The sequence below is a fragment of the Tumebacillus avium genome (assembly GCF_002162355.1).
Taxonomy (GTDB): Bacteria; Bacillota; Bacilli; order Tumebacillales; family Tumebacillaceae; genus Tumebacillus_A; species Tumebacillus_A avium.
On sequence record NZ_CP021434.1, the window covers coordinates 221,487 to 248,438 of the forward strand.

Here is a 26,952-nt window from a genome sequence, read left to right on the forward strand (position 1 = left end):
TGACGCGAATGTACGTTGGACGCACACTCAATGAATTGCAAGACGTGCCCTACGAGAAATGGACCATTGAAGAACTTGCTTATCATCAAGATGCGATGAACCAGCTCAAACGCTGCCTCAATGCAGAAGGCGAGTCCATTCTGCAAAAAGTGCTCACCGAGATCGAGTCCCGCGGCGGGATTCCCGTCTACGGCGGCGACTACGACCATCCGTCCACCATTCATTACGATTAAAAACACTGCCTGTCCACAGTACCAGAGAACTGCCGCTTATGGGAAGCGGCGGTTTTTTTATTTTAATCTGAATTTACTGACAGGAGTTTCGCTCCTATGTGTAGAATTTACTTGTTAGAACCTGATTTATTAATTCACTAACCATCTGGAGGTGACTCGACATGGAGCGCAACATCACGTTCGGCGACATCAACATCTGGATCTGCTAGTCTGCAGGTCACAAAGTCCGGGTTGATTCCCAACTCGGACTTTAATTATTTATTTTTGCACTTTTTCAAATATTTTTCATTCCTCGGTAGGATTTTGAGAATTTGCGTGGTATTTATATATACAAGAACCTTAAATTAAATAAGGAGGTGACAAACATGCGTGATCCGGTATACCTCTGCTAGTCCGACTGCTTTTTACCTACAGGTTGGGAGGTGACAAGCATGAGCTACGAACCGATCTTCCTCTGCTAGTTTGAGATAAACTGTACGATTACTAAGAAGTGGAGGTGACAAACCATGGTAGTATCCGACCCGATCTTCCTCTGCTAGTTTCCGTGCTGTCGAAATACGAAACGGAGGTGACAAACCATGGTAGTAACCGACCCGATCTTCATCTGCTAGTTTCCGTTATCTGTCGAAATACGAAGCGGAGGTGACAAGCATGCAAGATCAAGTATGGGTTTGCTAGTCACTGACTAATCACATGCATTTTTCAAATGAAAAGCCTGGATGCTGCCATCCGGGCTTTTCTTCCATACACGGAGGGGATTTTATGGACATCAAAAACGTACTCGTCGGCATCTCCGGTTCGATCGGCGCCGTTGAAATTCAAAACTATCTGGCCGCTTTGCGCAGCACCTGGGGCGCCAGCGTCCACGTCATCATGACGGAAAGCGCCGCTTCGATGCTGCAAAGCAAAACGGTCAACTATTTTATCGATGGAAATGTATTTTTGAAGTCGACCGACTCGACCGATCAATTTAAAATTCCGCACATTCATCTCACGACGTGGGCCGACCTGATGGTGATCATCCCGGCCAGCGCCAACATCATCGGCAAAGTTGCCAACGGCATTGCCGACGACCTGCTCTCCACCGCCGCGATGGCTGCGAAATGCCCGGTCGTCTTTTGCCCGAACATGAACGAACACATGCTAAACCGCCCTGCGATGCAGCGCAACATGCACCAGCTCAAAGAAGACGGTTACCTGATCATCGATCCGGGCGAAGAAGAAGCGATTCAGCTCTCGACCGGCCAGAAAGTGCAAGGCGCGATGCCTGGCTTCTCCCAGTTCATCCCGCGCCTGGAAGAAACCCTGAGGGGGCAGGGCCTGTATGTCTAACCTGCAGGCACAACCCGCCTCACCTCTTCCCAAGCAGACCACCCGTTTTTATTATCTGCTGTTTGGCCTCTTTTTTTCACGACTTGGCAACAACATCTATCTGCTCGCTTTGCCTTGGCTGGCCTATGACCTGACCGGGTCTTCGGTGCAGATGGGGACGGTGTTTGCGTTTGAAACGTTGCCGTTCATCCTCTTGTTGCCGCTTGGCGGTGTGATCATCGACCGTTCTGATCGCCGTAAGATCATGATGGTCTGCGATATAGCACGTATGGCATTGATCATTTCTCTTCCCCTGCTCTACTGGGCAGACCTGCTGACGATGGGTTATATCTTCCTGTTGTCGTTTGTGATCTCTTCACTTTCCTTCTTTGTCGACATCTCGATGTCGGCGATCGTCCCGAACCTCGTCCACAAGGAGCAGCTGATCAAATCGAACGGCCAGCTCCAGCTCGTCGACAACTCGATCCGCCTGCTCGGACCGATTCTGGCCGGCGCGATGCTCGCCGCCATCGGCACGCCGTGGTCGATCTTCGTCTGCGCCTTCTCCTACCTCGTGATGGCTTTCTGCGTGCTGCTGATCGGCAAGATTCCCCGTCCGGAAGCAAGCGGACAGGCGCCGAAAACGATCTGGCAGGATATGCGCGACGGGTTCGCGTACGGCTGGAACCGCATCGACCTGCGCGCGATCGGCGCGATCTCGATGCTCGCCAACTTTGGCCTTGGCCTCGTGATGTCGACATTGATCTTCTACCTGCGCGACACGCTGGACACCAATGAGTGGCGCGTCGGATTCGTCTTCTCTTCGGTCGGCATCTTCGGCATCATCGGCGCGCTGGTCACGCCGCAGCTGACCAAGCGCTTCCGGCGCGGCCCGCTGCTCACTTTCATGATGATCTTTGGCGGCGGCATCGGCGGCGGACTGATCGCTTTGGTGCCGAACTGGATCGCGACCGGGCTTGGCCTTGGCATTCTGCTTGGCAGCGTCGTGGTGATGAACGTGATTCTGAACGCCTATAAGCAAGGCAACATCGACAACCAGATGTTTGGCCGCGTCGAAGGGGCGATCACGTCGATCTCCAACTGCTGCATCCCGCTGGCCGGTGTGGTCGGCGGCATAACGATCGGTCTCGCCAGTGGATCGGTGATCACCTATCTGCTCGCCACGGCGATGATCGTCGGCGCCGGACTGATTTCTTATTTCACTCCATTACGCAAAATCGCCTAGGAGGTTCGCTGCATGAACGTGATGCTGGATCAAATCATCTCGACCGAAGTTTCCGCTGCCGTCCACGCCCTGTTTGAAGGCAGATCGTCCGGCAAGACCATCTGGATTGAAAACGGACAGCCGTCCGATCTCGACGCGTCCTTTGCCGCTTTTGCCGGCATGGACGGCGTGTTTTTCCGCACCACCCTGCCGCTGCTTGACCGCAATGTGTTTGGCCCGATCCGCCAGCTCCTGCAAGAGACGCGGGAGATCTGGTCGCAATGGGCATGGGTCGAACAGGACTATTTCCGCGAAGTGAACGGGCTGTTCCCCGGCACCTACGAAGGCAAGCAAAGCGTGTTCCACGTCTCCTACTCCTGGTCGGAATTGCGCCTGAACCGCGACATTCAATGGGGCTTCCGACTGATGCATTTCGCCGCGCTCGTGCTCAAAGAGCTGGCGCAGCACAAGCCGGTGGTCATCGCCATACACGATGTGCAGCATACCGACCGCCTCTCCTTGCAGACCTTGTACCACCTGCTGCACAACCTGAAGGCGGAAGGCATCGTGCTGATCCTGCAAAAAGGGCAGTACGACAACGGCGGCCGCCCGGTCACGTCTGACACCGGACAGTCGATCGAAAAATTGCTTGGGGTGATCGCCGACGCGCTGAAGCCGTTGCGACTGATCGGTTCCAAAACCGCTCCTGTTGCCGCCGCTCCCCTGCCGCTGGAAGGCGAAGCGCCGTCCGATCACATCCGCGCGATGGTCGATTCGCTCTTTGCAGGCAACTGGGACGCAGAGCAGATCAAGAAGAAGCTGGACAGCGTGATGATGGTCTACAACCTCGACAACACGCTGACCCTGGGCGATGCGGTGCTCGCCTGCATGCCGGAGCTCTCCCCGGAAGACGAGCGTGCGATTCGCTTCCACGTCTGGCGCAAAAAAGGCGTCGCTCTCGCCTTCATGGAAATGTACCCGGAAGCGATCCACGCTTTCACGCTGATGCACGACTACGCCGGCAACATGGCCGACCGCACGAAAGCGTATCACCTGCTCGCGCTCTGCTACGGCAAGCGCGTCGGGCGCTGGGACATCGCCAAACAGTTCCTGCACGAAGGCCTGCGCCTGACCGAAGGGCGCAGCGACTTCGACACGGTGTACGAACGCTGCTGGCTGTACAATTTCCTGGCCTATGTCACCTACCTGCACGACCGGGACATCCCGCTCGCGCTCGACTACGCGAACTCGGCCTATGAAGGCATCAAGCCGTTCTCGCACATGACCAAAGGCAACGTCATGGAAGAGCTGGAAGACCCGAAACTTCCGCTCCGCCTGTTCTACAACCTGTCGATCAACATCTCCTACCTGCATTACTTTGCCAAAGACTACGATGCTGCCAAAGACCTCTGGCAAAACACGGTCGGCGAGTCGGTCAAAGAGATTCCGGACATCTACAAAAAAGAGTTCTTCTACTTCGACGGCAACATCTTGAACCGTCGCGGTGAGTACGAAGACGCGCTTGTCGCCTACGAGCGCACGTATGACATCTGCATGGCGCATGCCGACTCGTTTAACGCGGAGATCGCGCTTCGCCCGCTGGCGAACACGTATTTCCAGATGGAGCGCTTCGAAGACAGCTTGCAGTGGTATGAGCGCATCTTAAACCTGAAACGGGAAACGGGCGATCTGCGCCTCACGAAGACCTACCAGTCGATCATCCTCTGCCACCTCAAACTCGGCAACATCGAGCAGGCGCAGAGCGTGTTCCAAGAAGCGCAAGAACTGCTCCCGCCGCGTTTCGCCGAGCTGTTCGTCAAAGGCACGCTGGCTGCGCACGCAGCTGAGTTCCTCGAAAACGGCCCGTACATCATCAACCAGTCGATCACGCAAATGATCATCTAAAAAAGCAAAAGCACGCAGCTGGTAACGGCCTGCGTGCTTTTTGCTTACACATCTTTGGGTTCAAACTCGCCTTCCGACTTGGCGATGACCACCGTCGCCACCGAGTTGCCGATCAGGTTGGTGATCGCCCGCGCTTCCGACATGAAGCGGTCGACGCCAAGCAAGAGCGCCATGCCTTCGACCGGGATCGGCTGGCCCGGCAGCGCAGCCAAAGTCGCCGCCAAGGTGACAAACCCTGACCCGGTGATGCCTGCCGCCCCTTTCGAGGTCAACATCAGAATCCCGAGGATCGTGATGATCTGCCAGAGCGACAGATCAACGCCAAACGCCTGCGCGATAAACAAGGTCGCCATCGACAAGTAGATCGAGGTGCCGTCCAGGTTAAATGAATACCCGGTCGGTACAACCAGTCCGACGACCGGCTTGGACGCGCCGTATTGCTCCAGTTTTTTCATCAGGTTCGGCAGGGCCGACTCGGACGAAGAGGTCCCGAGCACCAGCAGAATCTCGTCTTTGATGTATTTCAGGAACGAGAAGATGTTAAATCCGTACATTTTCGCGATCGTGCCCAGCACGAGGACGACAAACAAGATCATCGTGATGTAGACAGCAGCCATCAGCTGGCCCAGCGACAACAAGGAGCTCAGTCCAAACTTGCCGATCGTGTACGACATCGCGCCAAAGGCGGCGACCGGCGAGAATTTCATGATCATGTTGACGATGCCGAAGAACACTTCGCTGATCTTTTCAAACAGCTGCAAGATCGGCTTGCCTTTCTCGCCCAGTCTCGCCAGCGCCAGACCAAACAGCACGGCGATGAACAGCACCGGCAGCATCTCGCCGTTGACCAGTGCACCGACAAAGCTGTCCGGGATAATATCGATCAGGTAATCGACAAACCCGTGGCTTTCCGTTGCAGCCTCGGTGTATTTGGAGACATCCCCTTTGCCCAGCGCCGAGATGTCCAGCCCCGCGCCCGGCTTGATCAGGGACACGACAAGCAGACCGATCGCCAAGGCAAACGTGGTGACGATCTCAAAATACAACAACGCTTTGCCGCCGATGCGGCCTATTTTTTTCATATCGCCCATCCCCGCGATGCCAATGACAATCGTAAAGAAGATGATCGGCGCGATCACCATTTTGATCATTTTAATAAATGCATCGCCAAGCACTTTCAGCTCCGTGCCAAAAGACGGGAAGAAATGCCCGACGAGGACTCCGATCACAATCGCGGTCAAAACCTGAACGGTCAGATTCTTGAAGTTGATTTTCATAACAGCCGCCCACTTTCTACATGTATAGATCATCAGTATCTTTCCTAAATAATCGTACTCCTTTTGACACAAAATGTCCTTAGTATCTTTTTGGTTGCATAAAAAAAGCCGCTTTCCTAAGGAAAGCGGCGATGGTGATACTACGCTTATTCTGCCTGATCAAACGCGCCCATGCTGCGCAGCACGCGCTTGCGAATCATGAAACCGATGCCGGTCATCAGCACGGCCGCCAGCAGCAAGATGCCTGCGAGCGCGTAATGGAACATCGAGAACGTGATCCCGACCAGAGCGAACGTCGTCATGATCAGCAGCACGTAAATGAAAAAGAACACCTGAGCCTTCTTCGGCATCGGTGATTGGAACCACAGTGACATGTTTCTCACCTCGTTCATTTAAAAAGAGTTCTTGATTTCATCATTTTCATCATATCACAAGTTGGCCCGAAATCGCGGCAAAACGCAAAAAATGTAGTTCAGGTGACAGTAGTGAATCGAAAGTCAGGGTAAAGTAGTACCATTAGCGTACGAAAGGAACGATCCTCATGAACATCCTGATTGTTCTTCCGCCGAACCAGCCTTCTGGCGGTAACTGGACTTATTCCGGGCGGTTGCAGCGCAACTTGCGCCCATTCGGTATCAACATCACGATCAAGCCGCTCGACCAAGTGTCCGAGCCGGATTTTGCAGCGGCAGATATCATACACTCCTACAATGCGTACGTCACGGGACGCCACATCGTCCAACACGCCAAGCGCCACGCCAAGCCGTTTGTGCTGACGATGACCGGCACCGATGTCAACGAGCATCTCGGCCATCCCGATACGACCGAAACGATGACCGAAGCGGTCGATTACGCGTCCGGGATCGTCTTTTTGACAGCAGACGCCAAAGAGCGCCTCGCGACGCTGCGACCGTCGGCAGCAGACAAGTCGCATGTGATCAACCTCGGGATCGACCTGCCCGAGGGGGCGGGCAAGAAACGGGCCGATTTTGGCCTTGGGGACAATGAGTTTTTGTTCCTGCTCGTCGCCGGCCTGCGCCCGGTGAAACGTCCGCTCGACGCGTTTGAGCCGCTGAAACAGGCACATGCCAAGCTGCCGCAGGTGCGCTTTGTGCTGGTCGGGCCGGTGCTGGATGAAAACGTGCAGGCCGAGGTCGAAGCTGCTTTTGCAGACAGCCCGTTTGCCCGCTACCTCGGCGCGGTGCCTTATGAGGAGATCGCCGACCTGTACCGGGCGTCCGATGTGGTGATGAACACCTCTTCCTCCGAAGGCCTCTCCCACGCCCTGCTCGAAGCGATGTCGATCGGCAAGCCGGTGCTGGCTTCCGATGTGCCGGGCAACCGCGACCTGATCCAGGACGGCGAGAACGGCTTCCTCTACGACAGCGGTGCAGAATTGACCGAGAAGGCAATCCAGCTCGTCACCGATGCGGATGTTCGCGAGAAGCTGAGCCAAGGGTCGCTGCGCACCATCGCTGAACACTATTCGCTGGAGCGCGAGCGCGACACGTTCCTCGAGATGTACCGTTCGATCTGCAAGGCGGCGCCTTGCGTATAATAAGCTCATAGACGCCAAAAGGGACTCGATACGCATCGAGTCCCTTTTAGTTATTGGTTGATCTCAATATCTTTTTGCAGCACGCGCTCCAAAAGGAACGGAGGGCGGCTGGAGTGGCCTTCGTTTTTGTTCAGCACGGCGCCAACGATCTTGGCGTTCGCCTGGCGCAGACCCGCGACGGCGACCGCACCTGCTTCGCGGGCGACTTTGCCGCTTTTGATGACGAGCAGCACACCGTCAGCATGCTTGGCCAGCGCATTTGGCAGCAGCGAGGAGTTCATCGCGCCGCTGTCGATCAGGACGATGTCATAGCGGTCGCGCAGTTCCGGCATCAGGTCCTCCAAACGACCTTCCGCCATCGAGCGCAGCGCCGGAAGCGAAGCCCGGCCCAGCGGCAGGACATCCAGTCCGGCGATCACCGACGGGCGAATCGCATCATCCAGTTCCGCTTCCCCAAGCAGCAATTCACACAGCCCCGCCTCCGCCCCGCCCGGCGCGAGACCGTGCAGGACAGGCTGCTCGGCATTGGCGTCGAGCAGCAGCACCCCATGGCCGTTTTGCGCCATCAGGATGCCGAGGTGGGTCAGGATCGTCGTTTTGCCTTCCCCATCTAGCGTCGACGTGACGACGATCGTGCGCACATCTTCCATCGTCAGCACGGGGAGCAGGTTGCGGTACAGATGCTGGTACCCTTCCAGCACGCGGCGGTTGCGCTTGGTCGGGTTCAGCTTCAGCTGCGGCAGTTCGCTCGCCGCCGCCACTTCGCTTTTCAGACCCAGCCAGCGGCGTCGCGGCGACCAGGTGCCAATCTCGCCAATCGTCGCCAAGCCCGTTTCGAACTTGATCTCTTCCCGGCTCTTTATCGTCGGGTCGAGATACTCCCGCACGCCAAACGCCCCGACTGCCGCCATCGTGGACAAAATCAGCGCAATCGCGATGTTCATCGTCACGTTTGGCGATGTTTTGGACGAAGTGTCCATCGTCGCCCGGTCGACGACGACCACATTGTCGACCTGCATCAACTGCCCGATCTTCAGCGTAAACACGCGGGCCAGCTCATTGGTGATCACGATCGCCGCTTCCTGATCGGAATAGGTGACGGTGATCGTAAAGATCGATGAGTCGGTGTTGTTGACGATCTTGATCTTCGTGCCCAGCTCATCGGGCTTCATCTGCAGATGCAGCTTGTCGATCACCTCTTGCAGCACGAGGTGGCTTTTGATGATCTCGTTGTAGGTCTTGATCACCTTTTGGTTGGTCATCACTTCATTGAGCAGGTACTCGGCCGAAATCGTCGGGTCGGTGTTGACCAGCAGCGCTGCTGTCGCCTTGTAGGTCGGCGTCACCACAAACATGCTCAAATAGGTGGAGGTGCCGACCGCAAATCCGACGATCAAAATCAACAGGCCAAGGCGTTTCTTGACCGCGTTGAGATACTTTTTCCACAGATAGCCTAACATGCCGGTTCCACCTCCCTTATTTGCCTGCTCCGGTCATAGCCGTATGCGTGTTGAAGAACATCCAGACCGGCTCGGTGACGAGCGGGTTCATCACGTTTGGTTCATCGACGGCAAACCGCGCCTGAATCGACAGCCTGTCCTGCTCCGCCTTGTATTCGATCAGATTCTTGACCATCTTGGGATCTTTGACCTCATCGGGTGAAAACGTCATCTCCAGCATCCGCACTTCGCCCGGCAGCCACTCATCGAGCGGCCCTTCGACGGTGCCGTTGAAAATCACGCCTTCATAATAGTACGCGCTGACCGCAATCCGCTTTGGCGTGAAATTGCGCAGAAAGCCGTTGTGCAAAAACATTTGCACTTTCACCGCGCCCTCTTCATCCATCTCCAGCTTGCTGACGCCGGGGATAAACACCAGATTGAAAAAGCCGGAAATAAAATACCGCCCCGTCGGCATCGCCGCCAGCTGGCTTTCCACTTCCCGGCGTTCCGCCTCGGTCAGCTCCTTAAGCTGCTGTTTGTTCCAGACCACCGTCTTTGGCAAAAAGGTGGTCACCGCCTCTGCCTTCTTCGGCGGCTCCTCTGCCTCTTCTTGCACTGCAGGGTCGGCGACCTTGGCCGGCGCAGCGTCCTGTTTGAGGACATACAACGCCCCAAGGCCGATGTTGCCGAGCAGTGAAGCGCCGATCAGCGCCAAGACCCATTTCGGCAATTTCCATGCGCCTGCCGCTTGCTTTTTCAACGCCTGCGTCCTGACGCTGCGTGGCGTCAACCGCTCTCCGTCCACAGGCAGGCTCAGCCCCCCTGCCTGTTCCTCGACGGCCTGGAGCGCTTCGAAAAAACCTGCCTCTTTCGACTCGGAGCGGAGCTTGTCCTTTCGCTCTTCAGTTCCCATCTTGCAGCATGCCCCTTTTCCTGCTATAAATCAGAGTCATCTCTGTGGTTTAATAATTTAAGTCAAATTTGGTACTCCAGAACTATTGAATCGAATCCCGAAGTAATAAAATCTTCTAAATACTAGGCTATAAGTCCTGCTGATGTCTTGACTTTGGTTTAATTATATCCTAATATGGAACTATCGTCATAGTCTTAGTATAAGGAATCATCTGCCAAATGTCGAATTTTGTAAAATCCACACGAAACGGCAAACCGTTCGAAAGGACGGGACGCAAAGCTACGGGCCTACAGCGAGAACGATCAACACGCCATGGCAGCCGGGTTGCCGAAAGGGGAGAGAGAAGTGCGTTTCCGTTTACCTGTTGCTTTGGTCCTGGGAGTACTCGCCGGTTCGATGTCTGTCATGCTCAACGTGCCTGATATGATGTCAAACGCAGAAGGCATTGGATTCACACAATCTGCTGCCCTGGAGCCAGAACAATTGCAATCCTTTATCCAGCGGGATCACAACTTAGTCCTTGAACAGAACGGTTTCTACCAAGAGAACCGCGAATTGTTCGATAACTGGGAAATGTTGCAACAACATTCGGAATTATTGTATCTTTATCAAGACAAGATTAATCAATTATTCGAAGAAAACATGCAACTGTTCTAACATCTTGATCCGACATCCGCACCTGTTGCCGTAACGGCAGCAGGTTTTCTTTTTGATTATACAAAAACAACAGCCCCTGTGCCATCACGGCAGCAGGAGCATTTTTAGTGAATCGCTTTTTTCTTAAAACGTCCGCCCATCACATCGGCCACATTTTCAACGGCGATAAACGCAGCGGGATCATATTCGAGGACGATGTCTTTGAGCTTGGCCAGTTCGAGCCGGGTGACAATCACGTAGAGCAGTTCTTTCGGCTCGCCGGTGTAGCCGCCTTTGCCGTAGATATGCGTCACGCCGCGCCCGAGCCGGTTCAGGATCGCATCGGATATGTCGTCCGGCGTTTCTGAGATGATCGTGACCGACTTCGATTCATCCAGTCCGGCGATCGTGATGTCGATCATTTTAAAAGCGATGTAATAGGCGATCAGCGAATACATCGCATGATCCCAGCCAAAGACAAACCCGGCGCTGCCGAGGATGAAGATGTTGAAAAACATCACCACTTCCCCGACCGAAAAGCCCGTTTTGCGCGAGACGAGGATGGCGACGATCTCCGTGCCGTCGAGCGACCCGCCATAGCGGATGATCGTGCCGACGCCGATGCCGATCACCACGCCGCCGAAAACGGTCGCCAACAGCAAGTCGTCGGTGAACGGGCGCACGTTGTGCAGCATCGTGACGAAGCCGGACATCAGGAGCACGGCGATCAGCGTGGTAAAAGCAAACGTGCGGCCGATCTGCTTGTAGCCGACGATCAGGAACGGAAGGTTGAGCAGGATCATATAGAGTCCGAACGGCTTGTGCGTCAAAAAGGCGAGCAGGATAGAAACGCCGATGATGCCGCCGTCGATCACCGAGTTGGGAACGAGGAAGATCTCCAGCGCGACCGCCACCAGCAAAGCGCCAAGCGTGATGAAAAACAGGCGCTTCAGCTTGGCGGCGAGGCTCTTTTTCCGATGAACGCGCGGAGTTTTGGGCTGTGCTTCCATAGGAGCCTCCTTCAGATTGGTGCTGCAGAATGGATCTTCCTAATCGTTTCCTACTCTGCCCGATTTATACACAAAAAAGCACCCGGTCTCCTCGATGGCGACGGGTGCTCTTATGTTTTTCGGGTCAAGACGTGGCGTTCGGAATGTTCGAGATGGTCAGCGATCAGCCTCGCTGCCATTTCGGCATCGCGGTTCTGGATTGCTTCGAACAGCAAGCGGTGTTCGCGGATCGACGCTTGGGGATCGGCGGCCGCTTCATGCGTGGTGCGTAAAGTGCTGCGCAGCGCTTCGGACAGCGTGTGCATCAGGTTGAGCAGCACGTTGTTGCCGGACGCTTCGGCGATCGCGATGTGAAACTGCAGGTCGCAGGAGACCTGCTCCTCCAGCGTGTGGCGGGCCGTCTCCTGCTGCTCCAGCGCCTGTTTCATCCGCACGAGCCCTTCTTCCGTCCGACGCTCACAGGCGGCCTGCACCGCGCCTGTCTCCAGCAGGCGGCGCATCTCCAGCAGGTCGCGGAGGTTGCTGCGGCCAAGCAGAAGCGCGGCGTTCATCGGCTCGATGATCATCGTCTGCACGTCGATCTGCTGGACGAACGTGCCTTCGCCGTGGCGCAGGTCGATCAGCCCCATGCCGACCAGCGAGGAAAAAGCTTCGCGGACGGCCGCGCGCGACACGCCAAACTGTTTGGCCAGTTCGGTCATCGGCGGCAGTTTGTCACCGGGAGCGAGCACGCCGTCCTCGATCATCTGCTTGATGTGGCGGGCGACTTGCTCATAGATCTTCGTCGGTTTGCTTTTCGATTTGGCTTTTGGTTTGACTGCTTTGGCCGGTTTGGCCGGTTTGGTATCCACAGGCGTCCCTCGACTCAGATGAAGTTTGATTTATTATATTATAACACGATGAAACTACCGAATGTAAGAAGCGAGGTTGCGGGCGATCAGCGCGTGTCCGGCGTTGTTCGGGTGGATCGGGCGGCGGAACGGGCGCAAGGCGTCTTCGATCCGCCCGGTGCCGTAGCCGTCGACCAGCGCCGGCTGGCTGCCTTCAAACCAGTTGTGCAGAGGAGCGAGACCGGTGCCGAGGCGTTTGGCTGTCTGTGCCGTGACGCGGTTGAGGGCGGCGATGCCTTCGACCGCGACGGGAGAATTGGGGAACGGGTTGAACTGGGTGCAGAGGATGATGCGGGCCTTGCTGTTTTGGCGGACGGTGGTGACGATGCGCTCCAGGTTGCTGTTGTAGGTGGCGAGCAGACCTCCGATCGCCGTTTGCACCGGCTGGCCGCTCGTGACGATTCCGGCTGCGGCCTGCAGCAGATCGTTGCCGCCGATCCAGATCGTGACGGTGGTCGAGCTGCGCAGCACGCCCTGCGCCTGCGGTGTGACGGCAGCAAGCGCGCTGCTCGTCCAGCCGTTTTGAGCGATCACGCGAAGCTCTGCCGCTCTCCCCCGCTCTTTCAAGCCTTGCACGATGCGCGACGGGTACGCCAACATAGGCGTTGTGGCGCTCATTCCGGCCGTCGTCGAATCGCCCATGGCGGTATACAGGATCATAGTTTCACCTCCCCGCAGTTTTCCCGGATACTAAAGCATATGACTCAGCAGTCCAATCGGCGTGGACAGGAGCCTGCGCCGAGAAAAAAGCGAAGAGACTCAGTCCCTAGGGACTGAGTCTCTTTTTTCAGGCGAAAGTTATGGCAGGATCGGAAGTTCGCTTTGCTCTTTCGGACGTCGGCGAATCATCGTTTTGGGTTCCAAAGAGAGCTGTTTGTCGCTGAGCAGGCGGGCAACTCCGATCTCGTTGTCGGTGCTGTGGTCGTGCGTGCAGGTCGGAGGGCAGCCCTGATCTTCATAGGTCGGTTCATGATAGGTCGAGATGATCCCTTCGAAGTTGCGCAGGATGACTTTGCCGTGACCTTGAGAGATCAGATATTGCGGCATGACCGGGATCTTGCCTCCTCCGCCCGGCGCGTCGACGACGAAGGTCGGCACCGCATAGCCGGACGTGTGGCCGCGCAGTCCTTCCATGATCTCGATGCCTTTGGCGACGGTGGTGCGGAAATGCTGAATGCCTTCCGACAGATCGCACTGGTAGATGTAGTACGGGCGCACCCGGTTGTATACCAGCTGGTGCAGCAGATCTTTCATGATGTGCACGCAATCGTTCACCCCGCGCATCAGCACCGACTGGTTGCCCAGCGGGATGCCCGCATCGGCGATCTTGTGGCAGGCGGCGATCGCTTCCGGCGTCAGTTCATCCGGATGGTTAAAATGCGTGTTGATCCACACCGGATGGTATTTTTTCAGCATGTTCACCAGATTGTCGGTGATGCGCTGCGGGAAGACGACCGGCGCGCGAGTGCCGATGCGGATGATCTCGACATGCGGGATCGCGCGCAGGCTGGAGATGATGTACTCGAGGATCTTGTCGTTGACCAGCAGTCCGTCCCCGCCCGACAGCAGGACATCGCGCACCTGCGGCGAGCGGCGGATATAGTCGATCGCCGCATCGAGCTGCTGCTTGGGCACCGACTGCCCGACCTGTCCCGAGAAGCGGCGGCGCGTGCAATGACGGCAATACATCGAACACTGATTGGTGATCAAAAACAGCACCCGGTCCGGATAGCGATGCGTCAGCCCCGGCGCGGGGGCATCTTCATCTTCATGCAGCGGGTCTTCCATGTCCCACGGCGAACGCATCAGTTCGTCCGACATCGGCACCGCCTGCAGGCGCACCGGACAGGCCGGATCATCCGGGTCCATCATCATCGCGTAATAAGGCGTGATGCGCAGCGGGATCGACTGCTTCACATTCTCGATCCCGACCCGCTCCGCATCGGTCAGGTTGATCACCTGCTCCAGCGTCTCCAGATCGTTGATCGTGTGCGTCAACTGCCACATCCAGTCGTTCCACTGCTCATCGGTCACATCTTTCCAGATCTCCACATCGCGAAAATGCCGTTGCTGTTTCCCATACACATGTTGCCGATTGTCTGTCCTCGTATCCAAAAATCAGTTCCCCTTTCTATTTCACCAGCGAAGCCCAGAATCCACCGCGAAAGTGCGTTGGCTCATAGGAGATGACAAACGCCTTCGTATCGTTTTGCTCCAAATAAGCAAGCAGTTTGCGGTGGTTCCTTCGCTTCGTCAACACATTCATCATCAAACGGTGTCCGTCCCGTCCCTCCGCATGCCACGACGTCACACCATAGCCCTGTTCGCGCAGGCGCTGCGGCAGCGTGTCATGCAAGGAATCGATCACGATCTGCACCGTCAAATACCCGAGCGCCAGGCGCTCTTCGATCTTGGAGCCCACGATCACCCCGCAGCCGTAGCCCAGGCAGTAGCAGAGCAGGTTGAGCGGGTCGTCGAGACGGTCGAGCACAAGCGACAGGCCGGAGACATAGACGAACACTTCGCCCATCGCCAGAATGGAAGCTGCTGTGCGCATTCCTTTTAAGAGCAGAATCATGCGGATCGTAAAGAAGGAGACGTAGAGGATCTGAATGCCGAAAATCAGCAGCAGCCCCATGATCATATCTGCCGCACCGCCCGCAGGAAATCTTGTGTCTTCTGCTCTTGCGGCGCTTCAAAAATCTGCTCGGGCGTCCCCTCTTCGGCGATCACGCCGTCCGCCATAAAAATCACCCGGTCGGCCACTTCGCGGGCAAATCCCATCTCATGCGTGACGACGACCATCGTCATGCCCAGCCGGGCCAGCTCTTTCATCACCGCGAGCACCTCGCCGACCAGCTCCGGGTCGAGCGCCGAGGTTGGCTCGTCGAACAGCATCGCCTGCGGCTGCATCGCCAAGGCCCTCGCGATCGCCACCCGCTGCTGCTGTCCGCCGGAGAGCTGGCTCGGATAGCTCGCTTCCTTGTCGGCCAGCCCGACTTGTGACAAGATCATCCGCGCAGTTTGAATCGCAGCGTCCCGTTTCTCTTTTTTCACATGCACCGGCGCTTCGATGATGTTCTCCAACACCGTCCGGTGCGGGAACAGGTTGAACTGCTGGAACACCATCCCGACTTTCTGCCGGGCGCGGTTGAGGTCTGATCGCTGAACGTCGATCGCTTCTCCGTCCAAGGTGATCGTGCCGCGATTCGGGATCTCCAGGCAATTTAAACAGCGCAGGAGCGTGCTTTTGCCGGAGCCGGAAGCGCCGATCAACACCACCACTTCTCCCGGCTCGACATGAAAATCAATTCCGCGCAATACGTGCAGCTCGCCAAACGATTTGTGCAGCCCTTGCACGTCAATCATAGCGTTTCGCCCTCCTTTCGATCCGATGGACGAGGAAGGTGAAAATCATCACCAGCACGAGGTAATACAGCCCGGCGATCGTGTAAAATTTCATCTCTTCCAGCGTGGTCGCCGCATAGCGCATCGCCCACATAAAGAGCTCTTCCATCGTGATAAAAGCGGCGAGCGACGAGTCTTTCAACCCGATGATAAACTGGTTGCCAAGCGCCGGTATGATCCGCTGAAACGCTTGCGGCAAGATGATCCGCCGCATCGCCAAGCCTTTGGACATGCCAAGCGATCTCGCCGCTTCCATCTGCCCTTTGTCGATCGACTGGATGCCGCCGCGAAAGATCTCCGCGATATAGGCGCCGCTGTGTACCGCCAAAGCGATCACCGCCGACCAGAACTGGCCGAAGTCGACGATCGAGACCAGCCCGTAGTAGATCGCAAACAACTGCACGATCAAAGGGGTACCGCGAATCACCGTGATGTAGAGATTGGTGATCCCGCGCAACACCGGGTTGCCCGACAGTTTGAGCAGGCAGAAGATCAAGCCGATGATCGTGCCGAGCGCAAGCGATGCCAGTGTGAGCTCCAGCGTGACCAGAGCGGCTTTGGCGAAGATCGGAAACGTCTCGACCAAGGTTTGCAGAAAATCGATCATCTGCGCCGCCCCTATTTGGAAATGTCGCGGTCAAAATATTTTTGTGAAATCTTGAGGTACGTGCCGTCCGCCTGGATCTTTTTCAGCGCCTGATTCACTTTTTCACGAGTGGCATCATCATCGGAGCGGAAGGCGATGCCCATTTTTTCCGCGTAGAGCAGTTCGCCGGCCGCTTCGACGTCGATTTTCATCTGCTGCGAGGAGAGGATGCCGACCAGCCGATCGGTGATCACCGCATCGACACGCCCATCGGCCAGTTCGCGCAGAGCTTTGTTGTCCGAGTCGTAGGAAGCGATGCTGTTCGTATATTTGCGCGCTTCCTGTTCATAGGTGGTCGAGATGGTGACGCCGATTTTCGTTTGCTTGGTCACGTCGTCGATCGACTTGATGTCCGAGCCCGGCAGCACGAACAGCTGCGCGCCGGAAAGATAATACGGGTCGGAGAAATCGACCTCTTTTTCCCGCTCTTCGGTGATGCCCATCGAGCCGAGAATGGCATCGTACTTCTTCGCGTTCAGCCCGGAGATGATCCCGTTCCACGGCGTGGCGACGGGCTTGGGTTCAACGCCCATCTCTTTGGCCAGCGCCTGGCCGATCTCCACGTCGAAGCCGGTCAGCTCGGTCGTTTTTTCGTCGTAGTAGTTAAAAGGCTTATATTGGCCTGACATCGCAAACGACCACTCCGGCTGGCCGCTCTTGCTGCCCGTCTCTTCGCTGCAGCCGGTCAGCACCAGCCCTCCTGCCATCATCACGCTGAGCATCAACGGCCAGCTTCTTCTCAAGAACATGATGCCGCGCCCCCTTTCGCCCACAAGTTCATGTCTTCCAAACCGCCGCAGATGTCGCAGTTGTTGATCAAGCGGCCGCGGTAGGTGTAGCCCATCTCATGCAGCACCCGGTTCATGCCAAACGACTTGGCGCGGGCGATGGAAAATAAGCTCCTGATCTGCTGGCTTGCCAGTTCCTCTTCCAGCTTCACAAACAGGTGGCTCATCAGCCCGTACCCGCGATACTCGGGCAACGTGGCGCAGTTGGTCATCTCCGCGTTGCCGGCCATGCGGTCAATCTCCGCGCCGGCTGCGCTGACGATGCGCTTTTTCCCGTCGCGGATCAGCACAAAGATGTCGTTTTGCATCGACTTCGCCAGATACTCCGGGTCGGTCAGCGGGCTTGGATAGGTGTCAAAAACACGCGCAAACAATCTCACCAGCTCAGGAACATGTTTTTCGGTGCCAACTTCAAGGGTCAGATCGGGTGGCAATTCACGCCGCTTCGCCGGCTGTTTGTGCAGGATCACTTTTTCGAGGATCTCCTCTTCTTCCTGCCAGTGGCGGCTCAGCTGCCGTTTGGCATCGAAAAACTTGCTCATGTAATACACCGGTTCGCCTTGAAAAAAGGACGGGATCGTGCCTTCCATCACAAAGCCCAGTTTCAAAAAACTTTGCCAGTCCTGCTCGCGGGCCTGCACGATCAGTTTGCCGAACTCGTGGTTGCGGCACAGATCGAACAGCTCTGCCACAAACGGCGCCACATCCTTCCACCAGTAGCGGTGAATGATCAGCCTGCGGTTGATCGTGTCGATGGAGCAAGTGTAGGAATGATTTTTCGTTTGCTTGCTCCCTTTGATAATAGTCGGGCGTTCCATGAGTTTCTGAAAAGCAAGTGCCATCATCTACCTCCAATATTCTGTTTTTTGTCACCGGTCATAGTACATCCATTTATAGTACACAGTTATAGTATGAGGACAGAAAAAGACCGATGTACACCTCTCCTTTTGAACCGAAGGCTCCAAAGGAAAAGTCTGCATCGGTCAGCGCATGCAAAGACCATTCGATTGAACCTTCCCTGCTTTAGCCGGCGAAGTTAGCTGACGGGTAGGATGGCAGAGAAGCTATCTCATCCCTCTTGGCATGCCAAGATTAACCCCAAGTAACGTGGTTCCTCCGCTTCTGATTGCTCAGAATTAGGCCGTTGTTTTGCTTACAGTATTATGTTACCGCGCTTTCATCCTATGGGTCAAACGCGTCAAATGTGCCTCTCCCATGGCTAACTAGGCTGACCAAGGCTCCCTCCCCCTGACCCTTGGGATCTGGCAAAATCCTCCTTGATCCTCTCAGATGCGACCGAAGTCCCATGATTCGACATATTTTGAAAAAAGGACTGCTGCAAGGTGCCGCAGTCCTGATTTTTGTCCGTTTAGTCGTTAAACACTTTTTTGTGAAACGCCCGCGTCCAGTCGGACAAGCCGTCGCTTTGGCTGCCTTGCGGGGCGTTGGTCAAGGTGACAGAGGTGAGTTTGCGCACCGGATCACACCAGAGGGAACAGCCGCTCGCAGAGAGCTGGCCGTAGGACAGCATCGGTGCGCGCTCCCCTGCCGGACACTGCGCGGTCGCCGTCTCCCAGCCGAGGCCAAAGCTCTGCCCCTGCCAGACGGCATGCGAGTTGACGGCGAGCGAGACGAGGGTGGTGTCCAGATAGCGCTGGCGCTGGTGGATGCCTTTGCGCACCCACATCTCCGCATAGCGGGTCAGGTCGAGCGCGGTGGAAAACAGCCCGGCATGCCCGGCGACCCCGTCCAGCCCGTAAAAAGCGTTTCCGTCCTGCGCTTCCCCGCACAGCGTGTGGTCACGCCACGGAAACGATGCGTGCCGCCCGGTCGCCGCCACGCGGCGCTGCTCCTGCTCATTGCCCGTCTCCGTCACGGCGCAGAGCTCCGGCGGCAGGCCGTCTCCTTCGGCAAACGACGTCTGGTACAGCTCCAGCGGACCAAAGACGAGCCGCTCGCAGACTTCGGCAAACGGACGGTCCCAGATGCGCTCGAGCGCAAAAGCGAGCAGCATGTAGCCGAGATCGCTGTTGATCAGCCGCTCGCCCGGCGTCGATTCCAGCGGCGTGTCGGCCATGGCGCGCAGAAACGCTTTGACGCCTCGCGCTTCCAGGAACAGAGGTTTCCACGCCGGCAGCCCCGAAGCGTGCGACAACAGGTGGAAAAAGGTGATCTGGCCTTTGGCATGACGGTCGACGCCGGTGGCCAGCTCCGGCAGGAAGCGGGCGACCGGGTCGACGAGCGTCAGTTTGCCGAGCTGCACGGTGCGCAGCACGGCGGGGAGCGTCGCGACCACTTTGGTCAAGGTGGAGATGTCAAAGCGGGTTTCGATCGACATTGCGCGCTCCTGCGCAGGGTCGGCAGATCCGTGCGCTTCGTAAAACAGCGGGTCGCCGTTGCGCGCCACACAGACGACAGCGCCGGGGAAAATGCCCTTGGCCACACCTTGCATGATCGTATCTCGCATTCTATGTTCCCTCCCTGGTTTATTACTAAGATCCTATGCGGGAGGGAGGCCTGATAAGACAAAAACCTCGTCCCCACAATTGCGGGGACGAGGTCGTGCAGAACTTAGAACAGGTCGTCGAGCGTATCTTCGAGACGCTCCAGCTCAAACTGCTCCAGACGTTGATCCGGTTCGGAGACAAACTGTTCGAGCACATAGTGGAACTGGCCCAGCATGCGGTCGATCGTCTCGGTTGTGAACTTGACGTTGTCGTAGTTGGTGCGAATCCAGAGATGGTCGCCTTTTTCAAACACTTCGATGTGCAGATCAAACGGGTAGCGCTCTTCTTCCAGGCTCATCTGGTCGCGGATCAGCTCTTCGTAAGCGAACTGCTCAGCAGTCAGATCATGGATCTGGAAGCCGCCCGTGTGGACGTTTTGCCCGACAAGGATGATCGAGTAAAGCGGATCGGTGGTCGGACGGTGGGCGCGCAGGTCTTGGACGAGCAGATCGTACGGATAGTCCTGATTCGCGTACGCTTCCAGCGCGACCCCCTTGGTGCGCTCCATCACCTGTGCGGCGCTCGGGTTGCCCGACAGGTCGGTGCGCAGCGCCGCCGGATTGACGAGAACGCCGATCACCGGCTCCAGCTCCGGATTGGTGCGGCCGGTCAGCGGTGAGCCGACGACCACATCGGTCGTGCCCGAGACGCGGGACAGCCAGATGTTAAACGCGGCGACCACGGCGAGGAACGTGGTGGTGCCTTGCTGCTGGGCCAACTTGCGAACGCCGGCGGTCAGCTCCGGCTCAATCGTCGTGTGACGCGTCACCATCGGCTCTGGGCGCTCCACTTCGTCCGTGGTAACGTCATACGGCAACTGCGGCGGCGAACCGGCCCCGGCCAGTCGCTTCAGCCAGTACGCCTTTTGCTCCTCCATGTCACCGTCCTGCAGCGACAAGGTCTGCCACTCGGCATAGTCCACATACTGCAGCGCAGCCGGCAAGCCCGGCTCACTGCCTTCCACCGCCGCTCTGTACAGCGCGGCAAAGTCGTTCATGTAGACGTTCGAAGACCAGCCGTCATAGACGATCGCATGCGTCGAGCGCACCCAGAGCGATTGGGTCTCAGTGAGTTTGAGCAGCGCCGAGTAGAACAGCGGGCCGTTGATCAGGTCGAACGGCGTGCGGTAGACGCGTGCCAGATGCTCCGCCAGCTTTTCCTGCTGCTCTGCTGCGGAGAGCATCGAGAGGTCTTCATAGCTGCACGGCACGTCGAGATCGTCGCGCACCACTTGGTACGGCACGCCGTCCGCTTCAAGGAAGGTCGTGCGCATGATCGTGTGGCGCTCAACCAGTTGCGCGTACGCCTGCTGGAACGCTGCGACGTTGACGCTGCCTTTCAGCTCGCTTACCATCAGCGGGCCATATGCCGACTCTGGAGCCATCACGTAGTCGAACCAGAAGCGTTTCTGCGCGTTGGACAGCTCGTAGCGGTCGCGCTGCTGCGCTTTTTGCACCGGCTTGAGCTGACCCTTCGCACCGCTGCGGCGCACGTCTTCCACACGCTCAGCAAGGCCTGCTACCGTCAGCGTCTCAAACAGGACGCGAAGCGGCAGCGCGGTGCTAAGCTCCCGGTTGACACGGGACATGATGCGGGTCGCGTCAAGCGAGTGTCCGCCGAGGTCAAAGAACTTGTCATAGACGCCAACTTCTTTCAGGCGCAGGATCTCCTGCCAGATGCCTGCGATGATCTGCTCCGTCTCATTGCGCGGCAGGATCAGCGCCCCTTCGAGGTCGGGACGCTCTTCGCCCGGATCGGGCAGCAGCTTGCGGTCGAGCTTGCCGCTGACTGTGGTCGGCAGCGCGTCCATCGCCACGAAGCGCGCCGGCACCATGTACTCCGGCAACAGAGCCAGCATGTGTTCGCGCAGTCCTTCGGTCGAAGCGGTCATGCCTGCTTCCAGCTCATAGTAGCCGACGATGTAATAGCCGTTCGGTCGCTTGTGGGCGACGACAGCGCACTCTTTGACTCCCGGATGGGTGACCATCACCGCTTCGATCTCGGCGAGTTCGACGCGTTGCCCGCGCACCTTGACCTGATCGTCGCGGCGGCCAAGGAACATGATCGAGCCGTCGGCGCGGTAGTAGCCGCGGTCGCCCGTCTTGTACATCACTTCGCCCGGCGCAAACGGGTGCGGGATAAACGCTTCCGCCGTGCGCTCCGGATTGTTCAGATAGCCGCGGGCGAGGCCGATCCCGGCGAGGTACAGGTCGCCCGGCACACCGACCGGCACCGGCTTCAACTGCCCGTCGAGGATGTAGACCTGATTGTTGTCGATCGGACGTCCGACCGAAACGATGCCTTCTTCGTGCGCATCCGCCTCCGTCACTTCATGGCACGTCGAGTCGATCGACACTTCGGTTGCGCCCCACTGGTTAAACAGCCCGGCCTGGGGCAGCTGGTGCAGGAACGAGCGCACGAGATCGGCGCGCAGCGCTTCCCCGGACGAGATGACGACGCGCAGCGCATTCAGCTGTTCGCGCTTCTCTTCGCTCACAGCGTCGAGGAACAAGGACAGCATCGACGGCACAAATTGCAGCACGGCCGTCTCATAGCGGATCGCCGCGTCCATGATCGCCAGCGGGTCTTTGTGCAGCTCCGGCTCCAGCATCGCGATGCGGGCGCCGACCATCAGCGGCCAGAAGAACTCCACCGCCGCATCGTCGAAGGTCAACGTCGTTTTTTGCAAAACAGTTTCGGTCGCCTGCAGGTTGTAGCGGCGCTGCATCCAGTTCATGCGGTTCACCCAGCCGAAGTGTGTGGAGCAGACCCCTTTCGGCTTCCCGGTGGAACCGGAGGTGTAGTAGATCGACACGAGATGTTCCGGCAGCACGTCCACGTCCGGCTTGGTCACCGGATGCTTGGCGATCTCCGCCGCATCCCCGTCGACAAAAACATAACGGGCAGCACCCGGCGGCAGTTTGTCGTTCAGATGGGACTGCGAGATGCAGACCGGCGCTTTTGCATCTTCCAGCACTTGCGCTTTGCGTGCCTGTGGTGCATCGGTGTCGAGCGGCAGGTACGCGCCGCCCGCTTTCAGCACGGCGAGCAAGGCGGTGACCATCTCGACGGAACGCTCCACCGACACGCCGACCGGCACGTCCGGGCCGACGCCAAGCGTGCGCAGGTGATGCGCTAGTTGGTTGGCTTCGGCGTCCAGCTCCGCATAGGTCAGCGTCCGCTCGCCGAAGATGACGGCGATGTTGTCAGGCGTTTTTTGCACCTGCTCTTCAAACAGCTGGTGCAGACAAAGGTCGGCCGGATAGTCGGCTGCCGTATCGTTCCACGCGATGAGCAGTTTGCGCTCCTCTTCCTGCGCCAACAAAGGCAGCTCGCCGATGCGCGCTTCCGGGTCGGCGATGACGCCTGCGAGCAGGTTGATCCAGTTTTGGATCATATGGTCGATCGTGTCCGCTTCCCACAGGTCGGAGTTGTACTCCCAGTTTACGGTGATGCCTTCGTCCTTCAGGTCGCCTTTGCCGCGTACGCCAAGGCGTTTGGAATGGCGCGGGATGACCATGATGTTCATGTCAAATTTCGCCGAGCCGTTGTTGAGGCCTTCGTGGATAAACATCTCCACGCCGGGGATCTCCAGCTCCGGCATCGGAGTGTCGTGCATCGAGAACATCACTTGCATCAGCGGGTTGCGGTTCAAGTCGCGTTCGATGCTAAGCGCGCCGATGACTTTGTCAAACGGCACGTCCTGGTGGTCGTACGATTCCATCGAGGCTAGACGCACTTGCTCGACGATCTCTTTAAACGTCGGGTTGCCGCCGAGCTTCGTGCGCAGCAGCACGTTGTTGACGATCATCCCGATCAGGCGCTCCGTCTCTTTCAGACGGCGGTTGGCGATGCCGGTGCCGACGAGGATGTCCTCCTGGCCCGAATAGCGGTACAACAGCACGTTGTACGCCGCCATCAAGGTCATAAACAGCGACACGCCGTTCTTGCGCGAGAACTCGCGGATGCCTTGGCAGACTTCATACGGAATCTGGAAGCGGAACGCGGCGCCTTGGAAACGCTGCACCGACGGGCGCGGATGATCGAGCGGCAGTTCGAGGATCTCCGGCGCCCCGGCCAGTTTTTCCTTCCAATAGGCCAACTGGCGGTCGCCGTCCGGGCCTTCCATCCGCTCGCGCTGCCAGTCGGCAAAGTCGACAAACTGAATCTCCGGCTCCGGCAATGGCGATGCTTCGTTCGCTTTGTAAGCGTTGTAAATGTGCACAAAGTCGTAGAGGAAGACGGAGAACGAGAAGCCGTCATGAACGAGATGGTCTTCCACATGGAGCAGCGTGTGCACATCTTTTTCCAGCTTAAAGAGCGTCCAGCGCACCATCGGCAACTCGTTGAGCTTAAACATCTTTTTGATCTCCACGTCGACGACCGCATCCATCTGCGCTTTCTTCTCCTCTTCCCGCAGTTCGTGCAGGTCGAGGACACGCAGCTTGACCGGTTCGTACGGCATGACCACTTGGGCCGGTTCGCCGTCAAACGCTTGGAACGTCGTGCGGAAGATCTCATGACGGCGCAAAATCTCGTTAAGCGTGCGCTCCAATACGGACACGTCAAATTCGCCTTTGAACGTCAGCAGGCAAGATGCGCTGTAAGACAGGTTGTCCGGGAACAGTTCGCGCAGGAACCAGATGCGCTCCTGGGCGTACGACAGCGGCATGCGTTCACGGCGCGGACGCTTGGTCAGCGGCGTGAGCGTTTCGGTCGGCGCGCTTTGCAGCACGGCGAGCTCTTCGACCAACTCGGCGACGGTCGGTTTCGCAAACAAAGTGTTCAGCGGCATTTCCACGCCAAACAGTTCGCGCACCCGCGCCACCACTTTGGTCGCCAAAAGCGATTCGCCGCCCAGTTCAAAGAAGTGGTCCTTCACGCCGACTTGCTCCACGCCCAGCACGTCGCTGAAAATCTGCGCGAGCGTCTCCTCTTCCTGAGTGCCAGGCGCGACATACGCTGCATCATGCAACGCGCGGTCGGCCGCATCAGGCACCGGCAGCGCCCGGCGGTCGATCTTGCCGTTTGGCGTCAAAGGCAGTTCTCCGAGCAGCGCAAACGCGGTCGGCACCATGTAGTCGGGCAGGCGTGCGGCGAGGTAGCTGCGCAAGTCGCGCACGGAAATCTCCGCGCCTTCCTTCGGCACAACATATCCGGCGAGGCGCTTCACGCCCGGGATGTCTTCGCGGTCGATCACCGTCGCCGCCAGCACGTCGGGATGGGCAAGCAGCGCCGATTCGACTTCACCCAGCTCGATGCGGAACCCGCGAATCTTCACCTGATGGTCGATCCGCGAAATGTATTTCACGCGTCCGTCCGGCAGGTAGCTGCCCAAGTCGCCCGTCTTGTACAGGCGCGGCGCTGTGCCGTCGGCAAACGGATTGTCTACAAATTTCTCACGGGTCAGCTCTTCGCGGCCCAGATAGCCGCGCGCAAGCCCTGCCCCGCCGATGCAGATCTCGCCCGGCACACCGACCGGAACGGGCTGCAGGTTTTGGTCGAGCAGATAGACGAACGTATTGATCAGCGGGCGGCCGATCGTCACCGCTTCTTCCGGCAGGCAGACGCCAACCAAAGCGCCGACCGTGCCTTCCGTCGGGCCGTAGCCATTGACGAAGCGGCGGGTGGAAGACGTCCACTTGCGCACCAGTTCTGCGGTGCACGCTTCGCCTGCCGACACGACCACTTGCAGGTGCGGCAACTGGTCTTCCGGCAAGAGAGTCAGCACAGACGGAGGCAAGGCGACATGGGTCACTTTTTCGCGGTTCAGAAGCTCCACGAGGCCGGGGCCAGGCATAACCTTGTCTTTTGGAGCCAACAGCACCGTGCCGCCATTCATCAGCGCCGGAATGATCTCCGCCACCGACGCATCGAACGAAAACGCGGCGAACTGGAGCATAACCGTCTTTTCGTCGATGAAAAAGCGCTCAGTCAGCGCAGCCGACATGTTGCAGATGCTGCTGTTTTCGATCATGACGCCCTTCGGCTTGCCGGTCGAACCGGACGTGTAGATCACGTAGGCCAGATTGTCCGGCTCCACCGCAAAGTCCGGGTTGTCCGCAGATTCCTTGGCGATTTCCGGCCAGTCGCGGTCGAGGCAGATCTTTTGCGCCACCGACACGGTGACGGTCGATTGCAGGTGCTCTTTGGTCAGCAAGAGCTCTACCCCCGCATCTTCCACCATATAGGCGAGACGCTCTGCCGGATATGCCGGGTCGAGCGGCAGGTAGGCAGCTCCGGCCTTCAGGATGCCGAGGATGCCGACGACCAGCTCCACCGCGCGGTCGACACACAGTCCGATCAATTGCTCCGGCTGCACACCCTGTCTGCGCAAGGCACGGGCCAGTTGGTTGGCGCGGGCATTCAGTTCCGCATAGGTCACGCTCTCGCCTTCAAAGCGCAGCGCGGTGCGCGAAGGTGTGCGGGCAACTTGTGCCTCAAACAATTTATGAACCACATCATGAGCGAGAGGCACGGCCGGACCGGCAGTCCACGTCTTCAGCAACTGCTCGCGTTCCGCTTCGGTGATCAGGGGCAGTACGCCGATCGGCTGTTGGCTGTCGGTCAAGGCTGCTTGCAGCAGCACTTGGAAATGGCCGCCCATGCGTTCGATCGTCGCCAGGTCAAACAGCTTGGCGTTATACGACAGGATCAGGACAAGCCCGGCAGATTCCTGGCGGGAGACCAGCGCCAGGTCGTAGCCTTTTGCGTTTGGCAAACCGCCATCCAAGACCGCCAGCACCTGCAGGTCGGCAACATCCGCCACAACGTCTGCAGTCTGCGCCCGGAGCAGGTCTTGCTCCACCGAATTGACCAGTTCGGCAAACGATTGCTCCGAGCTCAGCTCGCCAAACAGCAAGCGGGCCTGTTCATCAGCATCGACCAGACCGATCGGCAGTTCATCCTGACCCGAATAGCGGGCCAACAGCGTTTGAAAAGCCGCCAAAAGCAGAGCGGACACAGTAACCCCGGCACGTGCAGACGCTTCAGACAACATCTGCGAAAACCGTTTGGGCAGTTCAAACCGCACTTCCGCTTCCTGAAAAACAGCGGTTGCAGGACGCGGGCGATCCACAGGCAATGTCAACAGAGGAATCTGTGAAACTCGTTTGTTCGTGGCATTTTGGACCAGCACGTGTTCTCTCAACTCCTTAAGATCTATGACTTTCTTACTATTCTCACTATAAATCGTATCAGCTG

General features: G+C 57.7%; 21 protein-coding genes and 2 riboswitches. Of the genes, 6 read left to right on the plus strand and 15 right to left on the minus strand.

Features of this window, described 5'->3' with window-relative positions; translation table 11 throughout:
* Positions 1 to 8: 8 nt before the first annotated feature.
* From CBW65_RS01190 to CBW65_RS01205, 4 genes are all read left to right on the plus strand, one after another.
* Complete coding sequence (locus CBW65_RS01190) at positions 9 to 233, plus strand: hypothetical protein (RefSeq protein WP_087455206.1); 225 nt, start codon at positions 9 to 11, stop codon at positions 231 to 233.
* A gap of 762 nt (positions 234 to 995) precedes the next feature.
* Complete coding sequence (locus CBW65_RS01195; RefSeq protein WP_157721697.1) at positions 996 to 1,565, plus strand: flavoprotein; 570 nt, start codon at positions 996 to 998, stop codon at positions 1,563 to 1,565.
* Entirely contained in the window at positions 1,558 to 2,790 is a 1,233-nt protein-coding gene (locus CBW65_RS01200) for an MFS transporter (RefSeq protein WP_087455208.1), read from the plus strand. Before CBW65_RS01195 ends, CBW65_RS01200 begins: the two co-directional genes overlap by 8 nt.
* A 12-nt stretch (positions 2,791 to 2,802) precedes the next feature.
* Positions 2,803 to 4,674 (plus strand): tetratricopeptide repeat protein, encoded by a 1,872-nt coding sequence (locus CBW65_RS01205; protein ID WP_087455209.1) that lies wholly within the window; start codon positions 2,803 to 2,805, stop codon positions 4,672 to 4,674.
* A 44-nt stretch (positions 4,675 to 4,718) separates the two neighbouring features.
* On the opposite strand, the gene CBW65_RS01210 is transcribed toward CBW65_RS01205, so the two are convergent.
* Both CBW65_RS01210 and CBW65_RS01215 read right to left on the minus strand, forming a co-directional pair.
* A complete protein-coding gene (locus tag CBW65_RS01210) occupies positions 4,719 to 5,951 on the minus strand; it encodes a dicarboxylate/amino acid:cation symporter (protein WP_087455210.1) in 1,233 nt (410 codons plus the stop codon).
* 146 nt (positions 5,952 to 6,097) lie between these two features.
* Complete coding sequence (locus CBW65_RS01215; RefSeq protein ID WP_087455211.1) at positions 6,098 to 6,325, minus strand: hypothetical protein; 228 nt, start codon at positions 6,323 to 6,325, stop codon at positions 6,098 to 6,100.
* A 167-nt stretch (positions 6,326 to 6,492) separates the two neighbouring features.
* Between CBW65_RS01215 and CBW65_RS01220 the strand changes: the two genes are divergently transcribed.
* Entirely contained in the window at positions 6,493 to 7,509 is a 1,017-nt protein-coding gene (locus CBW65_RS01220; RefSeq protein ID WP_087455212.1) for a glycosyltransferase, read from the plus strand.
* 50 nt (positions 7,510 to 7,559) lie between these two features.
* Here CBW65_RS01220 and CBW65_RS01225 read toward each other — a convergent pair whose 3' ends face one another.
* A complete protein-coding gene (locus CBW65_RS01225; RefSeq protein ID WP_087455213.1) occupies positions 7,560 to 8,969 on the minus strand; it encodes a tyrosine-protein kinase domain-containing protein in 1,410 nt (469 codons plus the stop codon).
* Between the two features lie 16 nt (positions 8,970 to 8,985).
* Complete coding sequence (locus CBW65_RS01230; RefSeq protein ID WP_087455214.1) at positions 8,986 to 9,864, minus strand: hypothetical protein; 879 nt, start codon at positions 9,862 to 9,864, stop codon at positions 8,986 to 8,988.
* A gap of 238 nt (positions 9,865 to 10,102) precedes the next feature.
* A riboswitch (cyclic di-GMP riboswitch) is annotated at positions 10,103 to 10,196 on the plus strand.
* On the opposite strand from CBW65_RS01230, the gene CBW65_RS01235 reads away from it, so the two are divergent.
* On the plus strand, positions 10,177 to 10,521 hold the full coding sequence (locus tag CBW65_RS01235) for a hypothetical protein (RefSeq protein WP_157721698.1): 345 nt from the start codon (positions 10,177 to 10,179) through the stop codon (positions 10,519 to 10,521). It overlaps the preceding riboswitch by 20 nt.
* A 104-nt stretch (positions 10,522 to 10,625) precedes the next feature.
* Here the strand turns inward: CBW65_RS01235 and CBW65_RS01240 are convergent, their stop codons facing one another.
* The 11 genes from CBW65_RS01240 to CBW65_RS01290 form a co-directional block, all read right to left on the minus strand.
* Positions 10,626 to 11,510: a YitT family protein gene (locus CBW65_RS01240; protein ID WP_087455216.1), complete on the minus strand. Its 885-nt coding sequence runs from the start codon at positions 11,508 to 11,510 to the stop codon at positions 10,626 to 10,628.
* Between the two features lie 110 nt (positions 11,511 to 11,620).
* Complete coding sequence (locus CBW65_RS01245; protein WP_087455217.1) at positions 11,621 to 12,361, minus strand: FadR/GntR family transcriptional regulator; 741 nt, start codon at positions 12,359 to 12,361, stop codon at positions 11,621 to 11,623.
* Positions 12,362 to 12,415: 54 nt separating this feature from the next.
* Positions 12,416 to 13,060 (minus strand): SGNH/GDSL hydrolase family protein, encoded by a 645-nt coding sequence (locus CBW65_RS01250; protein ID WP_087455218.1) that lies wholly within the window; start codon positions 13,058 to 13,060, stop codon positions 12,416 to 12,418.
* 138 nt (positions 13,061 to 13,198) lie between these two features.
* The gene (kamA, locus tag CBW65_RS01255) at positions 13,199 to 14,485 is read right to left on the minus strand and encodes a lysine 2,3-aminomutase (RefSeq protein ID WP_087459071.1); all 1,287 of its coding nucleotides are present in this window, start codon (positions 14,483 to 14,485) and stop codon (positions 13,199 to 13,201) included.
* Between the two features lie 46 nt (positions 14,486 to 14,531).
* Positions 14,532 to 15,038 carry a DUF2179 domain-containing protein gene (locus tag CBW65_RS01260; protein WP_087459072.1) on the minus strand — a complete coding sequence of 169 codons (507 nt, stop codon included), beginning with the start codon at positions 15,036 to 15,038 and terminating at the stop codon, positions 14,532 to 14,534.
* Between the two features lie 2 nt (positions 15,039 to 15,040).
* Positions 15,041 to 15,769: an amino acid ABC transporter ATP-binding protein gene (locus CBW65_RS01265; RefSeq protein WP_087455219.1), complete on the minus strand. Its 729-nt coding sequence runs from the start codon at positions 15,767 to 15,769 to the stop codon at positions 15,041 to 15,043.
* Positions 15,762 to 16,415 (minus strand): amino acid ABC transporter permease, encoded by a 654-nt coding sequence (locus CBW65_RS01270; RefSeq protein WP_087455220.1) that lies wholly within the window; start codon positions 16,413 to 16,415, stop codon positions 15,762 to 15,764. The genes CBW65_RS01265 and CBW65_RS01270 overlap by 8 nt, the downstream gene beginning before the upstream one ends.
* Positions 16,416 to 16,426: 11 nt before the next feature.
* Positions 16,427 to 17,203, minus strand: coding sequence for an ABC transporter substrate-binding protein (locus CBW65_RS01275; protein ID WP_232463419.1), 777 nt, complete (start codon positions 17,201 to 17,203; stop codon positions 16,427 to 16,429).
* Positions 17,194 to 18,084: a putative beta-lysine N-acetyltransferase gene (gene ablB, locus CBW65_RS01280; protein ID WP_157721699.1), complete on the minus strand. Its 891-nt coding sequence runs from the start codon at positions 18,082 to 18,084 to the stop codon at positions 17,194 to 17,196. The genes CBW65_RS01275 and ablB overlap by 10 nt, the downstream gene beginning before the upstream one ends.
* 167 nt (positions 18,085 to 18,251) lie before the next feature.
* Positions 18,252 to 18,395: riboswitch (cyclic di-AMP (ydaO/yuaA leader) on the minus strand.
* A 216-nt stretch (positions 18,396 to 18,611) separates the two neighbouring features.
* Positions 18,612 to 19,709: a serine hydrolase domain-containing protein gene (locus tag CBW65_RS01285; protein ID WP_087455222.1), complete on the minus strand. Its 1,098-nt coding sequence runs from the start codon at positions 19,707 to 19,709 to the stop codon at positions 18,612 to 18,614.
* A 104-nt stretch (positions 19,710 to 19,813) separates the two neighbouring features.
* On the minus strand, positions 19,814 to 26,887 hold the full coding sequence (locus CBW65_RS01290) for an amino acid adenylation domain-containing protein (protein WP_157721700.1): 7,074 nt from the start codon (positions 26,885 to 26,887) through the stop codon (positions 19,814 to 19,816).
* Between the last annotated feature and the right edge of the window lie 65 nt (positions 26,888 to 26,952).

Coding starts and splice junctions, on each gene's coding strand:
- CBW65_RS01210 (WP_087455210.1), bottom strand. CDS start 5,951: ATGAAAATCAACTTCAAGAATCTGACCGTTCAGGTTTTGACCGCGATT.
- CBW65_RS01240 (WP_087455216.1), bottom strand. CDS start 11,510: ATGGAAGCACAGCCCAAAACTCCGCGCGTTCATCGGAAAAAGAGCCTC.
- CBW65_RS01235 (WP_157721698.1), top strand. CDS start 10,177: ATGGCAGCCGGGTTGCCGAAAGGGGAGAGAGAAGTGCGTTTCCGTTTA.
- CBW65_RS01230 (WP_087455214.1), bottom strand. CDS start 9,864: ATGGGAACTGAAGAGCGAAAGGACAAGCTCCGCTCCGAGTCGAAAGAG.
- CBW65_RS01220 (WP_087455212.1), top strand. CDS start 6,493: ATGAACATCCTGATTGTTCTTCCGCCGAACCAGCCTTCTGGCGGTAAC.
- ablB (WP_157721699.1), bottom strand. CDS start 18,084: ATGGCACTTGCTTTTCAGAAACTCATGGAACGCCCGACTATTATCAAA.
- CBW65_RS01215 (WP_087455211.1), bottom strand. CDS start 6,325: ATGTCACTGTGGTTCCAATCACCGATGCCGAAGAAGGCTCAGGTGTTC.
- CBW65_RS01250 (WP_087455218.1), bottom strand. CDS start 13,060: ATGATCCTGTATACCGCCATGGGCGATTCGACGACGGCCGGAATGAGC.
- CBW65_RS01195 (WP_157721697.1), top strand. CDS start 996: ATGGACATCAAAAACGTACTCGTCGGCATCTCCGGTTCGATCGGCGCC.
- CBW65_RS01275 (WP_232463419.1), bottom strand. CDS start 17,203: ATGTTCTTGAGAAGAAGCTGGCCGTTGATGCTCAGCGTGATGATGGCA.
- CBW65_RS01265 (WP_087455219.1), bottom strand. CDS start 15,769: ATGATTGACGTGCAAGGGCTGCACAAATCGTTTGGCGAGCTGCACGTA.
- CBW65_RS01200 (WP_087455208.1), top strand. CDS start 1,558: ATGTCTAACCTGCAGGCACAACCCGCCTCACCTCTTCCCAAGCAGACC.
- CBW65_RS01225 (WP_087455213.1), bottom strand. CDS start 8,969: ATGTTAGGCTATCTGTGGAAAAAGTATCTCAACGCGGTCAAGAAACGC.
- CBW65_RS01260 (WP_087459072.1), bottom strand. CDS start 15,038: ATGGGGCTGCTGCTGATTTTCGGCATTCAGATCCTCTACGTCTCCTTC.
- CBW65_RS01205 (WP_087455209.1), top strand. CDS start 2,803: ATGAACGTGATGCTGGATCAAATCATCTCGACCGAAGTTTCCGCTGCC.
- CBW65_RS01285 (WP_087455222.1), bottom strand. CDS start 19,709: ATGCGAGATACGATCATGCAAGGTGTGGCCAAGGGCATTTTCCCCGGC.
- CBW65_RS01190 (WP_087455206.1), top strand. CDS start 9: ATGTACGTTGGACGCACACTCAATGAATTGCAAGACGTGCCCTACGAG.
- CBW65_RS01270 (WP_087455220.1), bottom strand. CDS start 16,415: ATGATCGATTTTCTGCAAACCTTGGTCGAGACGTTTCCGATCTTCGCC.